Source organism: Paenibacillus sp. NPDC058174 (assembly GCF_042883865.1).
Lineage (GTDB): Bacteria > Bacillota > Bacilli > Paenibacillales > Paenibacillaceae > Pristimantibacillus.
The window spans coordinates 1-18,132 of record NZ_JBHVUY010000001.1 but is presented as its reverse complement, the minus strand read 5'-3'; the positions used below and the strand labels follow the sequence as shown (position 1 = coordinate 18,132).

General features: G+C 46.8%; 14 protein-coding genes and 2 pseudogenes. 2 read left to right on the top strand and 14 right to left on the bottom strand.

From position 1 onward, the window contains the following. Positions 1–5: 5 nt before the first annotated feature. From ACFVVF_RS00080 to ACFVVF_RS00050, 7 genes and pseudogenes are all read right to left on the bottom strand, one after another. Positions 6–821, bottom strand: coding sequence for a DUF427 domain-containing protein (locus ACFVVF_RS00080; protein ID WP_387804275.1), 816 nt, complete (start codon positions 819–821; stop codon positions 6–8). A gap of 30 nt (positions 822–851) precedes the next feature. After that, the gene (locus tag ACFVVF_RS00075; protein WP_387804274.1) at positions 852–1,787 is read right to left on the bottom strand and encodes an ABC transporter substrate-binding protein; all 936 of its coding nucleotides are present in this window, start codon (positions 1,785–1,787) and stop codon (positions 852–854) included. Then, positions 1,784–2,476, bottom strand: coding sequence for an ABC transporter permease (locus ACFVVF_RS00070; protein ID WP_387804272.1), 693 nt, complete (start codon positions 2,474–2,476; stop codon positions 1,784–1,786). Before ACFVVF_RS00070 ends, ACFVVF_RS00075 begins: the two co-directional genes overlap by 4 nt. Positions 2,477–2,602: 126 nt before the next feature. Further along, positions 2,603–3,343 (bottom strand): annotated as a pseudogene (locus ACFVVF_RS00065) (ABC transporter ATP-binding protein); the annotation flags it as partial. Positions 3,344–4,351: 1,008 nt separating this feature from the next. After that, on the bottom strand, positions 4,352–5,491 hold the full coding sequence (locus ACFVVF_RS00060) for a toxic anion resistance protein (RefSeq protein WP_387804270.1): 1,140 nt from the start codon (positions 5,489–5,491) through the stop codon (positions 4,352–4,354). Between the two features lie 27 nt (positions 5,492–5,518). Then, positions 5,519–7,204 (bottom strand): vWA domain-containing protein, encoded by a 1,686-nt coding sequence (locus ACFVVF_RS00055; RefSeq protein ID WP_387804268.1) that lies wholly within the window; start codon positions 7,202–7,204, stop codon positions 5,519–5,521. 8 nt (positions 7,205–7,212) lie between these two features. Continuing rightward, positions 7,213–7,950, bottom strand: coding sequence for a hypothetical protein (locus tag ACFVVF_RS00050; protein WP_387804267.1), 738 nt, complete (start codon positions 7,948–7,950; stop codon positions 7,213–7,215). Positions 7,951–8,431: 481 nt separating this feature from the next. Here ACFVVF_RS00050 and ACFVVF_RS00045 point away from each other — a divergent pair, with 481 nt between their 5' ends. Both ACFVVF_RS00045 and ACFVVF_RS00040 read left to right on the top strand, forming a co-directional pair. Then, entirely contained in the window at positions 8,432–9,685 is a 1,254-nt protein-coding gene (locus ACFVVF_RS00045) for a DNA polymerase IV (protein ID WP_387804265.1), read from the top strand. Next, entirely contained in the window at positions 9,682–10,155 is a 474-nt protein-coding gene (locus ACFVVF_RS00040) for a YhjD family protein (RefSeq protein ID WP_387804263.1), read from the top strand. The genes ACFVVF_RS00045 and ACFVVF_RS00040 overlap by 4 nt, the downstream gene beginning before the upstream one ends. Positions 10,156–10,198: 43 nt before the next feature. Here ACFVVF_RS00040 and ACFVVF_RS00035 read toward each other — a convergent pair whose 3' ends face one another. The 7 genes and pseudogenes from ACFVVF_RS00035 to ACFVVF_RS00005 form a co-directional block, all read right to left on the bottom strand. Next, positions 10,199–11,386, bottom strand: coding sequence for a DUF2515 domain-containing protein (locus tag ACFVVF_RS00035; RefSeq protein ID WP_387804262.1), 1,188 nt, complete (start codon positions 11,384–11,386; stop codon positions 10,199–10,201). A 181-nt stretch (positions 11,387–11,567) separates the two neighbouring features. After that, positions 11,568–12,173, bottom strand: a complete 606-nt coding sequence (locus tag ACFVVF_RS00030; RefSeq protein ID WP_387804261.1) for a hypothetical protein — start codon at positions 12,171–12,173, stop codon at positions 11,568–11,570. A gap of 191 nt (positions 12,174–12,364) precedes the next feature. Further along, positions 12,365–13,372 (bottom strand): DUF3829 domain-containing protein, encoded by a 1,008-nt coding sequence (locus ACFVVF_RS00025; protein ID WP_387808683.1) that lies wholly within the window; start codon positions 13,370–13,372, stop codon positions 12,365–12,367. Between the two features lie 60 nt (positions 13,373–13,432). Continuing rightward, positions 13,433–14,443, bottom strand: coding sequence for a DUF3829 domain-containing protein (locus ACFVVF_RS00020; RefSeq protein WP_387804259.1), 1,011 nt, complete (start codon positions 14,441–14,443; stop codon positions 13,433–13,435). Between the two features lie 1,250 nt (positions 14,444–15,693). Next, positions 15,694–16,350, bottom strand: coding sequence for a hypothetical protein (locus tag ACFVVF_RS00015; protein WP_387804258.1), 657 nt, complete (start codon positions 16,348–16,350; stop codon positions 15,694–15,696). 23 nt (positions 16,351–16,373) lie between these two features. Next, positions 16,374–16,697, bottom strand: coding sequence for a DUF6572 domain-containing protein (locus tag ACFVVF_RS00010; RefSeq protein ID WP_387804256.1), 324 nt, complete (start codon positions 16,695–16,697; stop codon positions 16,374–16,376). Positions 16,698–16,713: 16 nt separating this feature from the next. Then, a pseudogene (locus ACFVVF_RS00005) lies at positions 16,714–18,132 on the bottom strand (hypothetical protein); the annotation flags it as partial.

The window sequence follows — 18,132 nt, the reverse complement described above, 5'->3', positions numbered from 1 at the left end:
CCCCCTTACGCGATGTGAAGCCGGATGCTGTCCAGCACCGAGCGTTCCGCCTTTGCAACAGCTTCAAGCTCGCCATCCACATAGATCTGCACGCGTTCGTTATAGAAGGAAAGCCTTCCTTCTATTGCCTTCGCTGCCGCAATGGGTTCGTTATAGCGCCAAATCAAATCCTTATGCTCCGTGCCTTCGATTTGAACGGAATGGTAGGCCGCTATTCCTTTGTAAGGGCAGCGGGTCGCCGTATCGGACGGAAGCAAATATTCACTGACCACATCCGATTCCGGCAAGTAATACCGGACAGGCTGGCCGGTTTCGAATGAGATGACCGGACTGCGGCTCTCTGCAACCGTGACGCCGTCCAGCTCTACCCGGATATGACGGGTCGAAGGCAAGAAGTCTATCCGTTTATACGGATCGCGCGGGTGAACGAACACCTCTTCCTCCTCCTCGAACCATTGATCCACTCTGTCCCAGTAGAAAGCGATATAGCCCTCCAAGCCTTTGCTCTCCGGGATCGCCTCGGGATAGCTCCAAACGGCATTCTCCGAGACGCGCCCTCCGGCTTGAATCGTCCAGTAGGCAGCATCGCCCTTCAGCGGGCAGTGAGTGCTATGATCAGTCGGTTCCAGCAGATCAAAGCGAACATCCTCCCGCGGGAAATAATAGACAGGCAGATGGCCGCGCTCATGCACGATAAGCGCCTTCACGCTTTCAGCCACCGTCTCGCCGCCAAAGCGGACGCGGATTTTGCGCGGTGTTGGTTGAATAAGTACGCGTACAGTACGGATTGCTGGTTTGTTTTCCAGAACTTGATCACTCATGAGAAACACTCCTTTTCGATTTGGAATCTCTTATTTTTGCTTAATAAGTCCTTTTTCCTCGAGCCAGGCTCTCGCTACGTCCACCGGTTTTTTCTTCCCGCTTTCGACCTCGTCGTTGAGCTTCTGCATCGTACTCTCCGAGATTTGTCCGCTTAGCTTATTCAACACCTCCTTTAGCTCCGGATGAGCTTTCAGCACCTCGCTTCGGATAAGCGGCGCAGCGTAGTAGGGTACGAAAACCCGCTTGTCGTCATCCAGAACAACCAGATCATTCGCCGCAATGCTTCCGTCCGTGGAATACACAAGGATAGCATCCGCCTCCTTTCGTTTAATCGTCTGCACTTGAAGCGAACGATCCGAGATGCCTTTCAGCTGCTTGAACTTAATGCCGTAAGCTTTTTTCGCCTGTACGTAACCGTCCGGGCGGGTCTCGCTCTCAACGAGCGGAACTGCGGTGAAGATAAGCTCGCCTGCATGCTCAGCAAGCTGCGTAATGTTGGTGATGCCGTACTGCTCCGACACTTCGCGGCGCACCGCGAGCGCGTATGTATTGTTGAAGCCAAGGGGCTCAAGCAGCGACAAATTCTCCTTCTCTTGCAATTGCTGCTTCACTTTGTCGTAGACGACCTGCGGGTCGTATTCCGGCTGCTGCTTTAGAATGTTAATAAGGGCGGTCCCGGTGTACTCTACGAACAGATCCACGTCGCCTTTCTTCGTGGCCTCCCAGAGCAGGTTGTTGTCCAGCTTGATCGTCTCCACCTTCAGGTCCGTATCATTCTCAACGAGCAGCTTCAGCACCTGCTGCAAAATGTCGGATTCCGTAAAGCCTTTCGTTGCGATCACAATTTTGGAGGAACCGGAGCCCGAACCTGAGCTGGAGCAAGCGGCGGTGACCGTCATTAAGGCAATTAGCAGCGACAGCAACGCAGTTTTATTTAGCACGCGTCTGAACTTTATCTTTTTCATAGTGCAGCTCTCCTCTTTTTGGGATTTGCTCTAAGACTGAAGGCTGGCTTCTTATCGCTTAAACCTTTGGGGGTCAGCCAGCGGTTCAGCTGCAGCAGCAAAATATTGATCAGAATGACGAGCAGCGACACCGGTATGGCACCTAGCATAATCGTCGGCGTATCCATCATGCTCATCCCGTTCGTAATGATGTCGCCAAGACCGCCTGCCGCGATATAGGTGGCGATAGTCGCCATACTGATCGTCTGGACGGCAACGAGCCGGACACCGGCCATAATGACGACTCTCGCGATCGGAAGCTGGACGATCCATAACAGCTGCCAGCGCGTCATGCCAAGACCTTTTCCCGCTTCGATCAGCGCCGGGTTCACGCCATTAATACCGACGTACGTGTTCTGCAAAATCGGCATGAGCGCGTACAGCGTTAATGCGAAGATAGCAGGCTTTGGGCCGATGCCGAGCAGCGGAATCATAAAGCCGAATAAAGCGAGACTCGGTATCGTCTGGATGACCGATACGGTTGTAATGACGGAGTTTGCGAGCCGCCGATGGGTCGAAAGGTAGATACCGAGCGGAATAGCGATCAAGCAAGCCAATATGACGGACACCAAAGACAAATAAATGTGCTCCTGCGTTTTTTGCAATAAAATCTCCCAGCTCGCCTGAAAGGTCGTCCATAGTTGATGCATGCGTTTCTCTCCTTTATTGAGATTAATAGCGGAGCGTCTTATCTTGTCTCAGCCCGGCCTGATGCCCGTCGATGAAACTTAGTTGCAGAGCGACTTTTCTATCGTCTGCTCCTAAATGCTGTAGGCGAGCGGGAACCTTTCCTGCCCCAGAAACTCCCTGACGAATTCATGTGCAGGCCTCTCCAGCAGCTCCTGCGGCGAGCCTTGCTGGACTACTTGCCCTCCTTTCAACAGGACGACGACATCGGCGATTTTAAGCGCTTCGTCAATGTCATGGGTGACGAATACGATCGTCTTCCGCACCTGTTCATTAAGCTTGATCAGCTCTTTCTGAAGCTGAACGCGGCTGATGGGATCAAGAGCACTGAACGGTTCGTCCATCAAAATGATCGATGGATTGGCGGCAAGCGCACGCGCTACGCCGATCCTTTGCTGCTGACCACCGCTCAGTTCATGAGGATAACGGCCGCGGTATTGCTCGGGCTCCAATCCGATCAGCTGCAGCAGCTCCGCCGTTCTTGCAACAAGCTGTCCCTTCTTCTCTCCCTTAAGCCGGGGAACGATCGAGATATTCTGCTCCACGGTCATGTGGGGGAACAACCCGATCTGCTGAATGACATAGCCGATGCTCCTTCGCAGCTCCACCGGATTGAGCTCTCCAATGTCCTGCTCCCCAAGCAGCACGCTTCCTGCTTCCGGCTCGATCAGCCGGTTGATCATCTTAAGCAGCGTCGTTTTGCCGCAGCCGGACGGACCGATAATCGTTACAATCTTCTCCTTCGGAATAACCAGATTGAAATTTTCAAGCACGTTTCCCGAACCATAATTTTTCGTCACCTGTAGAAACTCGACTGCTGCTTGGCTCATAAATCTCACTGCCTTTCATTATTAAATACAACTATACACATGCGCATAGTAGGTATACTGATAAAATAAAAAGGCCTTATTCTCCCGAAGGGAAAATAAGACCTCTTTTTGTCAAGTGAGTCTTAATATTTATTATATTGTGATAATTAATTCCTGTAACGCAATATTATATCGGATCGTTTTCTTTGTCAACATCAATTTTCAACTATTTCTATCGGAATTGGTAGACTACTAGAAAGCCGTGCTATATGTGGCTTTGGGTGACGGGAAATGCGTGCTAGAGAAGGTTGAAGCGCAAATAGTGTGGGTGACGCTCATGCGGAGGAAGTGTTGGATGCGGCTTGTGTCGCTTGTGCCGGCTTGAGCTTCTTTTTTTGCATCTAGCCCCCCTGCCCCATTCGGCAATTTCTCGAACAGAGCTAGTGTTTGTGTGCGTAAGACCCTCCGAGGATCTTGTGACGCTACATTTTACCTGATTGGAGGGCGTTAAGCCCCCCCAGGGTCTTATCAACCACAATCGAAGCCCAGAAGGCGTAATTTAGCGCGGCACTTTTGAGTTTAAGACCCTCTGAGGGTCTTAAAGCTTTGCTTTTTCCCTGATCGGAGGCCGTTAAGACCCTCATAGGGTCTTATGGCATTACTTTTCTCCTGATTGGAGGTCGTTAAGACCCTCGCAGGGTCTTAACGACCTCGATTTGGGCCCACGAGGCGCAATTTAGCGGGACACTTTCATGCTTAAGGCCCTCTGAGGGTCTTAAAGCATTGCTTTTTCCCTGATCGGAGGCCGTTAAGACCCCCTCAGGGTCTTAACAACCTCAATCTAAGCCCCAACCGCACAATATAACGGGGCACCTTTGCCCATAAAGCCCCTCAGAGGGTCTTATGGCGTTACTTCCCCCAGATCGGAGCACATTATGCCCCTCGCAAGCTCTTATTCACCGGCATCGAAGCCATGCCCGCATGCGCGCACAAAAAAAAGCCGCGCTATGCGCGGCTTCCCTTCTTTCATTACAGCCCGAGACGATGTCCCCGCTCAAGGCGTACAATTTGCTTCTCGCCTTTATCCGCCAGTTCCCGGAATTGGTCGATTGTATCCCGCATTTTCGGCAAAGCTTCCTGCTTATAGGCACTAATGGAATCCAATGCGGACAGCACATCCGTGAAGGCTTGCTTCAACGTATCGACGGAGATGCTGGCTTCCAGCGATTGCTTATGGATTGCAGCCCCTTGCGAGCTGAGCATTTTGGATGTATTCGCTATGAGTTCATTCGTCGTTTGATTCAGCATCTCAATCTTTTTCAGCACGATCTTCTGATTGTACAGCGCACCGGCTACCGTTACAGAAATTTTCAATGCCGATACGGTGACGTTTTTCGCCCGGTCCACGCCGCGAATCAGCTCTTTGTTATTCCGAATGACGACTTCGATCGCCATAATGCCTTGCTGGTTGACGACCAGCATCTGCTGCATATCCATCACCCGCTGACGCATCGGGAACAATACTTCTTCCGTAATGAAACGAATCTTCTCCGGATCTTCGCTGCGCAATTTTGCCGCTTCAATCTGGGTTTCAATCGATTCGTCCATCATGACCCCAAGCTGAATTTCCTTTTGCAGCTTTTTCGTCAAGTCCCGGAGCAGCTGCTGTTCAATTTCCAGCGTCGTGTTGTCATTCTTCAGCGTTGACTTCCCTTTATCAAGCGAGATAACGATATCCGCGATAATGCCATCCGCTTTTTGATACTTGAGGAAATAAGCGCGCAGCGGGTTGAACAGCTTGCCGAGAATTCCAGTCTTCGTGAAATCAATCGCGCTCGGGTCCAGATCCTTCAGTTGAATATGAAGCTCAGCCAAGCCTCGCGCGACCTGGCCTCCATCTTCTCCCGTCTTAGACAGATTGCCAACCGAGACTTGCAGCAAAGCATTTTTATCCGAGGATGTACGCATCGTATTCAAGCCAAAGGTATCAATCGATTTCAAAATATCCCGGCGCTTCTCCAACGACTCAATATCTAGCGCCATAATAGCTGCGACATTCGTATCAGCAGCTTCTTTGAGCTTTAACACTTCTTCTGGAACGGGCTTAACCTGCTCCTCAATTGCTGTTTTAATTTCCTCTTCACTTGGCAACTCCATTGTAAAAGACATCCTGCCATCCCCCATTCTAGTTATGCGTTACATTTGTACGTTGAATAGATTGCCGATTTTGTAGACGACATCATCGGTATCCGCGTTGATGCTTGCCGCTTCATTGATGCTCGAAATGTTTTGTAGCGCCTTAATATTGGCGTTATAACCAATGGTATAGATCGGCACTTTGTACGTCTCAATCAGTCCCTTAATATCCTTGAGCGAGTAGCCTTCATTCGTCTCCCCGTCACTTAGAACGAAGATAATCGGCTTCGTATTTGGATTGATAGCCAGCTCATCCTCCAGCATTTTCATCGCCACAACGATGCCGTCAAATGTAGCAGTTCCCCCGCTTGCTTGCAGACCGTTCACTGCCCCGACGAACATGGATTGCTGATTCGTATCGTACTTCGCAATAGGAAGATTGATCGTAACACTGCTCGAATAGGAAACAAGGCCTATGCTGTTGTCTTTGCCCAAATACTTCTGCCCTTTAATCAGCGACTCTTTCAGACGATTAAGCGGTTCGCCGTCCATACTGCCGGAGACATCGGTTACGAACACGGCCGTAATTGGCTTGCCGCCGTTTTTCTTCTCTTTCCACAGCTTCTGAGCGGAGGACAGCAGACTGCCGTTCGCCGTCGCAAGCTCCGACTGGTATTCATTAAGTTGGTTGAAGCCCTTAGTCTTGGCATCCGTCTGATACTTCTCCTGCTCAACGAACTCGGCAAACTTCTTAATAATATTCTGCTTCGTCTTCGATAAGTCGCCCAGGGCGTACAACGGACTGTCATGCCTTACGCCAAACGGCGTAAACACATAGCCGTTCTTCAAATCATCTGCGTTGAAAAAGGTCTGGTACTCCAGTACAAATCCGTCGAGCATGCCGGATTTCGCCGCATCCCGCATCTGGATTGTCGTGGACGCGATAAACGGGACGTTCGCTTGGAACTGCTCAAAGCCTTGAACGGCCTTCGCTCCCATCAAATCTTTACTGTCGAACGTATGAAGAGTCGTAATGAGAAAGTTCAATCCTGTAGAGCTGGCAAACGGATCCGTATAGCCCATGGAGAACTCATTGTTCGAGATGGCCTCCGTCACCGTTTTGACGTTCACCGCCCCATATTTATCAATTAACGCATCATATTTGACTTTGGAAATGACAATCCCCGGCACATTGCCGACCAGACGCTTGGAGACCATCTGCGTCTTCACTCCGCTTGCCTTGACCATTTCGCCCCACAGCTCATTGGAAGGAGTGAACGCATCCGGTACGTATTTGCCCGATTTAATAAAATCGGTCGCCGTCCCGGACGCGATATTCCGCAGCTTCACCGATACCTTTTTACCGTCAATCGTAATGTTCGCTTTGTTAAACTCCGTCGCGACATCAGTCAGCCACCCGTCGACGCCGGTACCGCCTTTTTCAATAGATGAGAAAATTTCAACATACTGGTCAGTCGTGTTATTCACCGTAATCGGAAACTTCGATATATCCGGAAGAGACTCCGCAATATCGGCCGGATTCAGGTCGATTTGCCCTTTAACGGGCGTATCGGTCGATACTGAAATATTGGAATAAAGCTTGTTTAACCGTTTGCCTGCATCCTCGGAGGCTACCTCCGATTTGGTTTTTCCCAGATTGGAAGTCAAGCTGACACCAACAAAAACAATTATGAAAACAACAATCAACATAATGCCGGATAGCAGAAAAAACTTGCTCTTTTTCATGCTGCACCTCACTGTTTATAAAATTTAGTTTGCTTAATCAACGAATCGATCTCCTGTATGCAAGGCATATTTTCGATATCCCCTGGCTCAAAGCTGTCCAGTCGGGATATTTCCAGCAACAGCTTATCCAGCTTCAATAAAATTTCCTCATTGGTGCCTATTGAGCTTTTTATGTAGGACAGATAATCGTTGTACACATCCACCTTCGCCTGAATCAATTCCCGTGAAAACGTTGCCGGTTTCTGGGTTAATACCCGCTTGAACTCCGCCTCGTCAAACAGCTGAAGCCTGCTCAGCATGCTGCGGATATTGAGATAAAACAGCTTCTCAACCTCATACGTCACGGAAGCGAATTTTTTGTAGCTGAGCTCGGATGCATCAAAACGCTGGTTCAGAACGTTCAGAAGCGTATCCTTTTTCTTCCGGATTCGATCCAGCTGCTCCAAGGAAACGTCAACATCCTCCTCAAGCACCTTAATCCGCTTATAGACGGTCAGCGCCTCCACGTAGTCCTCATGCGTAGCGACCTCCTTGACCGGTATTACGACCGGCTGCTTAAACAGTAAGGCATAACTGCCATAAATGATGACAAGCGCGCTTGCCAGCAGCAGCGTGACCCCAATCGCCGTCGAAAATGCCGTTCCGCCAATTGTGACTCCCAGTAAGCCGGGCGATAATACGTAAATATCCAGTGCCGCCACCGCAGCGATGATGACCAGCAGCTTGATATATTTGCTCGTCGACAAAACTTACACCTCCCCTGCCCCTACGGAATACACATTTTTCTCTACCCGTGTTATTCCTGCTAACGTGAAAAAAGAATAGAGCCAATCTGCCGTTCTTCATGCTAACACTATTCATTACGTTGCATTTCCGGAATCGGTTACAATCTTACCCCTCGTTACCCGCTTTCGTCCGGCCAAAACTTTTTTCATATAATGACACTTTAACATGAAATTTGTACCAATTGAACTAGATATGAAGATGTCCTGCTAAAAAAAATGAATAACGCTTGAAATTTAGGCGGCTGCTTGATGAAAACAAAAGAAGGACCGCTCGATTGCTCAAGCAGCCTGAAGCGGATTTTTTTCTATTATGCGCAAACCGGCCATCGAGCAGATTGCCCCACTGTCTAAAATTACCTCCGGTTTATCCCTTGCATCATCTGGCTTCATCCGGTATATAATAAGAATAAGAACATACATTCGCATATAGAAGGTGAGAATAGTGGAACGTACCATCATGCTGATCGACTGCCAGTCGTTTTATGCCTCTGTTGAAAAGGCGGCTCATCCCGAATATCAGGATGACCCGATCGTTGTGGCCGGTGATCCTTCCCGCCGCTCCGGCATCATTCTCGCCGCATGCCCGATCGCCAAAAGCTACGGCGTAGTCACGGCCGAGACGCTGGGTGAAGCGCTTGGCAAATGTCCCAATCTCGTCGTCGTCAAGCCCCGTATGCAGCTCTACATTGACGTGTCGCTGTTGATCACCAAAATTTTCGGCCAATACACCGATTTGGTGGAGCCCTTCTCCATCGACGAACAATTTCTCGACGTGACCGGTTCCATCGCTTACTACGGTTCGCCAGAGCAGATCGCCACCTTAATCCAGGCGAAAATTATGGTTTATACAGGTGTATGGGCCAGGGTCGGCATCGGTCCGAACAAGATGCTGGCGAAGATGGCGACGGATATTTGGGCGAAAAAAAATGACTCTGGCATTTTTACGCTTCGGGAGTCTGGCGTGCAGGAGCTGCTCTGGCCAATGCCGGTAGGGAAGCTTTTCGGCGTCGGCTCACGTATGACCGCCCATTTCCAGCGCATGGGCATCCATACGGTCGGCGATCTCGGCCGGATGCCGCTTCCAGAGCTGAAGCGCCGGCTGCATGCCCGCATGGGCAGAAACAGTGACATTCAGGCCGAGCTGTACTGGCAGACAGCCAACGGCATTGATCCTAGTCCGGTCAAGCCAGGTACCCATGACGCACAGCAAGCAGTCGGACATCAAATGACGCTGCCGCGCGACTATGCCAAGCCGCATGAGATCGATATCGTACTCCTCGAATTAAGCGAGGAGGTGTGCCGCCGAAGCCGGGCCAAGGGCTACATGGCGCATGTCGTTGCGGCTGGAGCGCAGGGCGCCGATTTCGACCACCCAACAGGCTTTTTCCGGCAGATGAAGGTGCCTGACCCGACGAATATTACGAAGGAAGTATTCGCCGCTGCGCGATCACTCTTTTACTCGCATTGGGATCGGCTCCCGGTCCGCAAGCTTGGCGTCACGCTGTCCAGCCTCGTACCGGATGATCAGTATCAGCTAACGCTGTTCGGCAATCGGGAAAAGGAACGGCGGCTGGAACGTACGACGGACTCAATTCGCAGCAAGTTCGGAACGACTTCAATCTTAAGAGCCTCTTCGCTGCTGGATGCCGCACAAGCCCGTGAACGCAGCCTCAAAATTGGAGGACATTATAAATGAGCAAAAAACTTGAAGGAAACGGTCGCTGGGAATCCAGCCGCATGATGCTGCCTGAGCATCGGGAGCAGTACCTGCAACGCCGCGCACCGCAGGACATCAAGCCGGTTCCTGTTCCAACGAAGGAAGAACTTGAGTTCATCCGCGACTTCGTGCTGCTGCCAATGATGCTGAGCATCGTCGAGAAAAACCTCAGAGATATTGAGTTGTCCTCCTATACGATGAAGCCGCTCTTTATTAGAGCCTCCTTCGCCGTCGTTAGGCTCATTGAGAATGATCTGGCCGCCGTGCGCAAAGAACTTCAAATGCGGAAGATCCAAGTATTTCAAGATGAGCTTGAAAGCGAGGGCGGTGCTATCCATTATCGGTTCGTCTGCCGCGGCTACGAGGATCGCTTCTCCATGATCCGCGAAGTAGCTCGCGCCCAAATCAGCATACGCATCGCGAAATATATCGCCAAAGTGTGCAACTGATAGCTGAAATGAACGCCTAAATTAGCTGACCCTCAGCAGACTGTTACAACTTTACATCGACATGCTCAGCAGCCAGTACCCCCAGCTCGATTCGCTCCAGTAGCAAGCCGTATTCCTCTGTCAGCTCGAACGAGGGCGGAATAGGCAGCTCGCGGAAGAAGGGCTCGGCATCCGCTGTGTCTCGAAACCAGTCACCCGGCTCCGGCGGCTCTACGGGCCAATCCGGCCATGCTGCCTCCAGCTCGGGACTGTACATCGGATGTGCCCCAGGAAGCAAACTTCCGGACTTCAGCCTCATTTCATAGGGCTCCTCAGGCGCCCCCTGCCTCGACCGTGTGAACAAGTGCGGAGCATAGTCGGCGCGTGAGCCAGAATGCGGCATGCTGCCGACAAACGAAAGAGCGCCAGCATGAATTCTCGGGATGCCAAAAAGCACGGCATACAATCGCTTGCCGAATTCGATTCTCTCGTGTATGTTGTCGAAACTCTCCAGCACAAGTCCGGCGAGCCGCAGTTCCCCTTCCGCCCGATAAGGAAGGAGGAGCGCGTTTAGCTGCAGCACAGGCTGCATGCCGAAGAACAGCGTATTGAGCACTTCCTTGCGGAAGTAAGGGTGCTGCACCACCCTTTTCTCAATATAATGCTGTTCATTGACGATCAGCGACGTTGTCAGAACAACCGGGTCCCGCTCCCTCCAGAAGCAATCCCAGACCGGTCTCATGAACCGGGATACGCCAAACGCTGGCAGCAAATGAAACAGCGAACGCCCCAGCTTCACACTCTGCTCATAAAGCAGCAGCTGCGGATATGCATCCTGAAAAATCAAGGCATTGGCGCGTTCCAGAAAAGCAAATACGGCTTCCCTCTGCTCATCCAGAAGCAGCCGGGGAAGCCATTCTCCCTGCAAATCCGTCATATTCCAGCCGCCATTGCGCGAAACAGCGTGTGCTAACAACGCCCAGTGCAGCTCCGGCATACGGGTGAAGAGTTCACCATAGGCCTCAGTCCGCGTTCGATTATTACGATTACGCTGTTTCGTTTCAGCATGAATATCAGCGACGAGCGTCTGCTCTGCCTCCGTACAGGTCTGGAACGGCAGAGCAGACGCTCGCGACAGTCTTGACCAATCGCCGACAAGCTCCGTGACGAGCTCCGGCCGCAACCGCAGAGGCTCAGCTGCCTCTGCCATCCGTTGCGATTCCGCACGCTCCTTCCGCCGGCTTACTACCATGCGCAGCGCAGCGAGCGGCAATCCGAGGAGCCGCTTAAGCCAGCGGGAACTATTATATATGGCAGGACTTGTTCGCTTATTGATTGCAGTTCACTCCCTCAGGCCATTCATATAAATTCCAGTATGGGGCAGCGGGACTGCAAACATGCATAGCATCTGTTATGTTTCTCCTTCGAAGATGTTATTTCAGGAAGAGCTCGATCTCATCATCGTGAAAACGATCAACTAAAATCTGCTCTCTAATCATCCTATCTTCTAGCGATTTTAATAAAGATAGAGAGTAAGTGAGTCTATACATCACAAATATTCCACGCTCAAGTTTCAGGCGATTTGTTGTAAACCGTTTTTGCTGATTTTGATCGATGTAACTAATGGTCAGATGGTCGTGATCAGCTTCCCCGAATACGATTTGGGGCTTTATCTTTTGAAAGCTGTAGTACTCGCTCGTTATCCCCAAATGATTAAAAAGCTGTTGAAGCGCATCTATATCGCTAATCTCATAAACAGGATTGTTTGCTGAAAAGACCGTTGTGAAAACCAGCTTTTTATATACCTTTATAAAGAAATAATTAATTGCTTTGCTTTCATCCGAAAAGATCATCGCATCCTCTTTTTCAGGAGTCGATTTTCTCTCGAAATTCATTTCAGAAAATTCCCATACGCCATTACTTCTTATCAATTGGTAAAAATTTTCATAATCACTTGTTTTCTCTTTAATCACATTGCCATCAATGATGATTTCCTTTTTTTGATCATGAAGGATTTTCAAAAGCTGTTGGGTATTCATTAGACCATTCCTTTCTATAAGGATGTAAGAAGATATTTACTCGTATTAATAAAAAAGCACCTGGCTTGTTTGGCAGCACGGAAGTGTCGATCAACCATGCCTACAAGAAAGGTGCGTATCTCTATGTTATAACAGCATTTTTTGTCTGACCAGTCTACATGCTATGAACTAGAGGGCAGTCTGACTTTCAATTATCGACTTCTATCAGCTTTATTGAAATATTCCATATAAGCAGTGAACATCTTTTTGGCCGAGATGCGGTATTTTTGTATTTGTACAGCGGCCTCAGCGTTGCCATCCTTGTCTTTATTCCCCGTGCCTGACGCTTGCGTCTTCTGGAGAAGAGATTGATTGATGTCAGTGGCGGCAGCTTTTCCTTCTATGACAGCGAGCCTTAGCTTATTATCGCCCACCAGCCATTCATCCAGCTTTTCCTTCTCAAGCAATGCGGTATCCTTAGTCAGATCAAGCAGAGCTTTAATAGCCTCGTCTAATTGGTTGTATAATACCTTGAATTGGGCTGCAACAAGTTGATCCATACCAGCGGCTTGGCCCTGCTTGGCAAGCAGTGTATCCAAAGCAATGGCATTTATCACGGTGTGAATAACTGAGGCCTCCACCTCGTGATTACTGCCCAGTGACTCCGCTGTTGTTTTAAGCCACGGGACAAGCTGCTCACTGAGCGCCTGAGAGTATTCATCCGTGAGCGGTGCTATCTCCTTATGAAGTGTTAGAATTTGCTGATGAAGCGCCTTACCTTTGGAATAATCATCATCGGCGTAGTTTTTCATCAGGTAATAGGTATCTGCTTCCCCATATAAGCTAATGAGCTCATTCAGCTTAGGCGTGAGCTCTGCTGCCAACGCATCCACCTTCTCGATGGGCGGCTCGCTTTTCGCCAACTCCTCAATTCCTTTTAATGGGTAGTTATTAATTTTCAAGAAGATGCCCGTATAGGCTACGGACTTGCCGATAACATCCAGCTCTTCGCCGGCGCCGAAGTTTCTAAAGTAAAAACTCGCCGTCTCATTCAGTTTGGACGCAGTGAACAGATCTAGCTCCATATAGGCGGAAAATTTCCTAGCCGCTGCAGTACTAGAATCAGCTTGCACAGCCGTATTCTTTTCTTGTTGTTGCGGCTCCTCTAAAGTGCTGCATGCAGCAAGCAGGAAGCACGTGATTAGCAAGGCAGTTAACATTTTCACAGGTATTAAGTCCTCCTCTAAGAAGCAGGCCAGCTTGGCCAGCTGCTGATGCCGTTATCGAATTTGATTGTACCGGCCGATCATATCCGACACACGCTTGTCGAAGTTTTCAATCAGTCCGATACGCTCGCCCGTAGTAACTCTGCCTGAACCAGCAGAGCTGCTCTCGCTTGGCTCAGTCTTCTCAAGGAACTGCACAATATTGGTGGCGGCACCTTTTACCCTGGCCATTGCATCCTCGAACATGCCGAGGAACGTAATACCTTCCTTTGCCAATTGTTCTTCATCCTTGGAATATGTCAGGAACTGTTCAATGTCAGCAGTTAACAAATCATACTTTTCTCTAAATTTAGATGCGTCATAGTCACCCAGATTGCTGTCATCTATCTCCGCTTCATAGAAGTCTTCCTGAATTTCTTTGGTCCTAATTACAACACTTCTAGCATAGTACCCGATCAGATATCCTTCTTCCTTCAATCTCTTCATTTGTTCCAGTTCATTTTTCTTTGTAACTTCAGACATTTCCAAGTAAAGTTTCTCACCAAGCTCGGTGTATTCTACATATAGAGTATGATATTTTTTGTGCAGCTCCTTGCCCTTCTCGAATTTATCTTGTAAAAATTCTTTGGAACGGTAGTAGGTGTCCATTTCATTCACGAGAGCATAAAACTCTTTTAACTTTGGCGCAAGCAGCTTCATCGTCTCATCCGCTGGACCAATTGATGGCTTCTTAGAAGCCATAGCTATCAGTTTATCTGCTTCGTCGAAAGAGCCTTGGACAATTGGGGTCAGTACGCTGCCGTCAAACTTGGCAGGATCAAAATTTTTCGGAAACTGCATCTCTTCTTCAAGACCAAAATTGCTAGTATAATGACTTTCAGCTAAAATCAGCCATCCTGACATATAATTAATTAGCTCTACATAAGCATTGGATTTAGCTAAATCCGTAGACGCTCCATTATTATTTGTTTGTGATGTTTTCTTTGTGGCATCCCCGACCACATTGCAGGCGCTGAGCAGAACGATTAGTACGACACTGATGGTAATAGACAACAGCTTCTTCAAAACAGAACTCTCCTTCATTTGTTTATATTTTCCACATAAACTCTATATCGGAATATTTGAATTGAATTTGTAGATTAATTTATATAGAAAACTTTGCGTTAATGATAAAATACCAGAGTTATCTTGTAGTTATATGGAATTTACTGTTGTGAAGAGATTCGAAAATTGCAAGAACACAAAAACAACAAAAAACAGGTTTATTATGGTGATGCATGACCATAATCGACCTGTTACATATATTTAAACCCGTTAATTAGGTTTAGCTATTAAGCTTTGTTTCATGAATATTATATATGTAGATAGTTTTTATAATGAATTCATTACCCGTATCAAAAAGACTGCCTAAGATCCAGTTTATATTTTCGATACACACTCTAGTTCTCTTGATGTATTACTTTCAACTCTTTTCCTTCACATAAATTATTGAGAGCTTCATATTCCCTTCCTGTTCAATTAAATTAAAATCTAATCGAGATATCGTTTCCATTTAAATAAATTTTAAAGCTGTTCAAAATCCTAGAGTGAAAATCTATAATTTCTACAATCGTTATATTAATCACAGCTTTATCTGTCTCACTTTTTTTCATTGACATATCGTATTCATTAAATGTTTTTTGCGATTGCTTCCTTATAACTAATTTTTTCATCTTCTTTATACTCATTATACGTCTCATGTATATATTCCGAGTACTCTTCATAACTATGAGCCATTTCACAAAAACCTCCAAAAATTTATTTTGTAGAACTAGGTATAACAGGCATTTCTCCATTATGAACAACTTCAATTTTAATATTAGGATACTTTATATCAAATTGTTGAATGATACTATTACAACTCCGCATGCATCTTTTTTTGAATTGGGGTCTCCTGATTAAAGTTTGTTCATGTAGGTCTTAAAGGAAGTATTCGTACTCCGTTTAGATTTCCATAAAACCGCAATTGATCGCAGCCTCTGCAATCGGAATACACGCAGCCATCGATAATAGCGCCTGCGTAATGGCCCCGTCCCACCAATATGCCGGCATTCACGACATTCGCGGCAACCCCCCACTACCGGAATCATCCCAACAGCATCCAGCGCGAGCTGCACGTAGTCCATGATTTTTCCAATGAACTAGAAAATTCAGTTTGTTTGAAGGTAGTGGAATATTACTATTAACCGTTTCCTAAGCAGTAAAGTAATGTTGAAAAATAAAAAGCGATAACTGGGCTACCAATTACCGCAAGCGATGATAGACAATTTTATGTGCTAAAATGTCATAATAATTTTATTTTCTACTATAGTTCTAAAATTAGAATAATTTCTCATCATATTAGTGCCGTATGCACTTACAGCCTCATTACCATTAATCATACTCTCATAATTTTCTTTAAATTCTTTTTTTATAGGCTCATCTAAACTTGCATAATACCTTTTGGTGGCTTCTTCAGCTAGTTTACGCGAACCATGAGTTAAAACAAAACTAATATCAACCACATATCCATTTGGGGGATAAAACCCACTCATAACAACTTTTTCAACAAAATCATCCAAATCGTTCATGCAGTTTTCTACAATAGGCAAAAACACGCTATCTAACCAACTAGCAAATTCTTCAACTGCCTGATTCCAATTTTCTTCATTTGCGATGTTCCAATACAGTTGACCACTTGGTACATTGCATTGACGAGTATTAATATGAAAAATTTTATCTTTTTGTTTTAATGGATTAATTGCACATTCACCATAAAATACTACATTTCTATCAGATATATTATTCCAACTTGTATAAAAAAACACTTTATAAACAAATTTTTTATCTTTTTTAGTCATCCAATGACCTGACTTAGAATATTTCCAACCACTGTCTGTATACTTTTTAGATATTAAACTACATACGTTATCAAATACTTCATTTGCTTTCATATCACACCTCAAATCTAATCCATTTAGAATACATTTATTTCAAACTCGATCTTTAAATCTTGCGTACTTTTACTAAAAAATTCCAATAATTTATTGCAATTTTCAGTTGGTTCATATCTAAACATTAAATCAAATATAAATCCATCTACTGACTTGGCATCTGGATAAAAATTATAGACTTGCCCACTTTCAATAAAAGATACATAAGCATTAATTTTGTCCTGCAATAAGGTTAAGTGTTCGAGCTCATTTTCCCAATCTAAGTGGTCTGCAATCATTAATGCTAATTTATTTTCACTTTCGCTTTTTCCAATTCCATCTATTTTATTTTTGTCTAATACTGACACTTGTATCTCACCTCATTTATTTATCAAAATAGGTTGTCCCATCAGGTCGAACAATTTGCACTCCTGTTCCACTAGGGATTACATATCCCTCTGTGAAATCTCCCTTTCCTTCGCCCACAACTGAGCCACCAGAATTCTTTAGTTCTGGGAATCCCTTATTTTGATTCGGAGTAAATGGAGCACTACCGGAACTTTTATATTCTTGAATTATAACATTGCCATGTGCATCAGTTGCAATTGCGTCAACCCTAATCTTAGTTCCATCATTTGTTACAATTGTTATTTCTTTTTGTGCATTTTCATATTTTTGTGAAAATTTAGCGAAACTTTCATCAGAAAATACTTCTCCCTGTTCTCGTAGAGATGCCCATTTTTCACTAGCTTCCTTCCATTTTAGTGGGTCTTTAGGTGTTTCGCCAGCTTTATATTTCCTTTTACAATATTCATCGTATTTTGTTTGCAACTTAGTATCTTTAAATTTACCATTAGAAGATAGCAAACCTTTACCTGTCGCTTCCGATCCCTTACTAACCATATCATCCGGTTCGACTCTCCGATTTCCTGAATACAAACCGTCCGCTAAATCTTGCTTTTGCTGTGCTCTTAACGCACTATCAACCTTCGAAACATTTCCATCAGCTATATCATCTAATTGAAATTTACTTGGTATAGGAGGTCCGCCAGCCGGAGCAAATTGTTTGCCCAAAGGAAGAGAGAACATATCCTTAAGTCCCCGCAGCTTGCTTCCAACTGCTTTGAATCCTTTTGAAATGAATGGACTCGCTTTTGAAAGAATGCCGGCGAACAACATACCTTTAAGGAACTCTTTACCTGCTTGCGCGCCGCTTGGCATTCGTCCTTCGTAAAGCTCTTCAAGTCCGTATCCAAAGGCGCCGTCCAATCCTCCGATAAAAGCATTTACACCGTGCTGTCCAATCTTACCAATGGCTTGTGTTGCGATTCCTCCAAACGGACCTAGCACTGCGCCGGTGACGGCCCCCACTAGTGCACCTTTCGCCGCATCCTTCAGGTACTCCCACGGACTGCTCATCTCCCCGCGGGCGATGTCCGATACGGCTCTTCCTGCAACGGCTACACCTGCACCAATTGCTGCACCAACAAGCGCCGCGCCAATTACGGCTCCGGCTCCAAAGGTTGCAACCGATACGGCTACAACAGCCACTACTGCTACAACCACAACGGCCGCTTTCAGCAGCTTGCCCCAACTAAATCCCTTTTTCTCCTTAGCCTCCGCTTGTTTGGCTGCTTCCTCAGCTGCTTTCTCGGCTGCAGCTTGTCCTTCGGTATCCACCATCGGCTCATCATTATAAGGCGAAAAGCTCGTCTGATCAGTACCTTCCGCACGAATGCTATTTGAACTCAGATGATACTCGCTCTCTATAATCAGCCCGTTCGGCAGCTGCCCTTTGCGTGC

Bases quoted from the DNA above. Each gene is read 5' to 3' on its own strand.
- ACFVVF_RS00080 (WP_387804275.1), bottom strand. From the start codon at position 821: ATGAGTGATCAAGTTCTGGAAAACAAACCAGCAATCCGTACTGTACGC.
- ACFVVF_RS00075 (WP_387804274.1), bottom strand. From the start codon at position 1,787: ATGAAAAAGATAAAGTTCAGACGCGTGCTAAATAAAACTGCGTTGCTG.
- ACFVVF_RS00070 (WP_387804272.1), bottom strand. From the start codon at position 2,476: ATGCATCAACTATGGACGACCTTTCAGGCGAGCTGGGAGATTTTATTG.
- ACFVVF_RS00060 (WP_387804270.1), bottom strand. From the start codon at position 5,491: ATGTCTTTTACAATGGAGTTGCCAAGTGAAGAGGAAATTAAAACAGCA.
- ACFVVF_RS00055 (WP_387804268.1), bottom strand. From the start codon at position 7,204: ATGAAAAAGAGCAAGTTTTTTCTGCTATCCGGCATTATGTTGATTGTT.
- ACFVVF_RS00040 (WP_387804263.1), top strand. From the start codon at position 9,682: ATGAGCAAAAAACTTGAAGGAAACGGTCGCTGGGAATCCAGCCGCATG.
- ACFVVF_RS00035 (WP_387804262.1), bottom strand. From the start codon at position 11,386: ATGGTAGTAAGCCGGCGGAAGGAGCGTGCGGAATCGCAACGGATGGCA.
- ACFVVF_RS00030 (WP_387804261.1), bottom strand. From the start codon at position 12,173: ATGAATACCCAACAGCTTTTGAAAATCCTTCATGATCAAAAAAAGGAA.
- ACFVVF_RS00025 (WP_387808683.1), bottom strand. From the start codon at position 13,372: ATGTTAACTGCCTTGCTAATCACGTGCTTCCTGCTTGCTGCATGCAGC.
- ACFVVF_RS00015 (WP_387804258.1), bottom strand. From the start codon at position 16,350: ATGAAAGCAAATGAAGTATTTGATAACGTATGTAGTTTAATATCTAAA.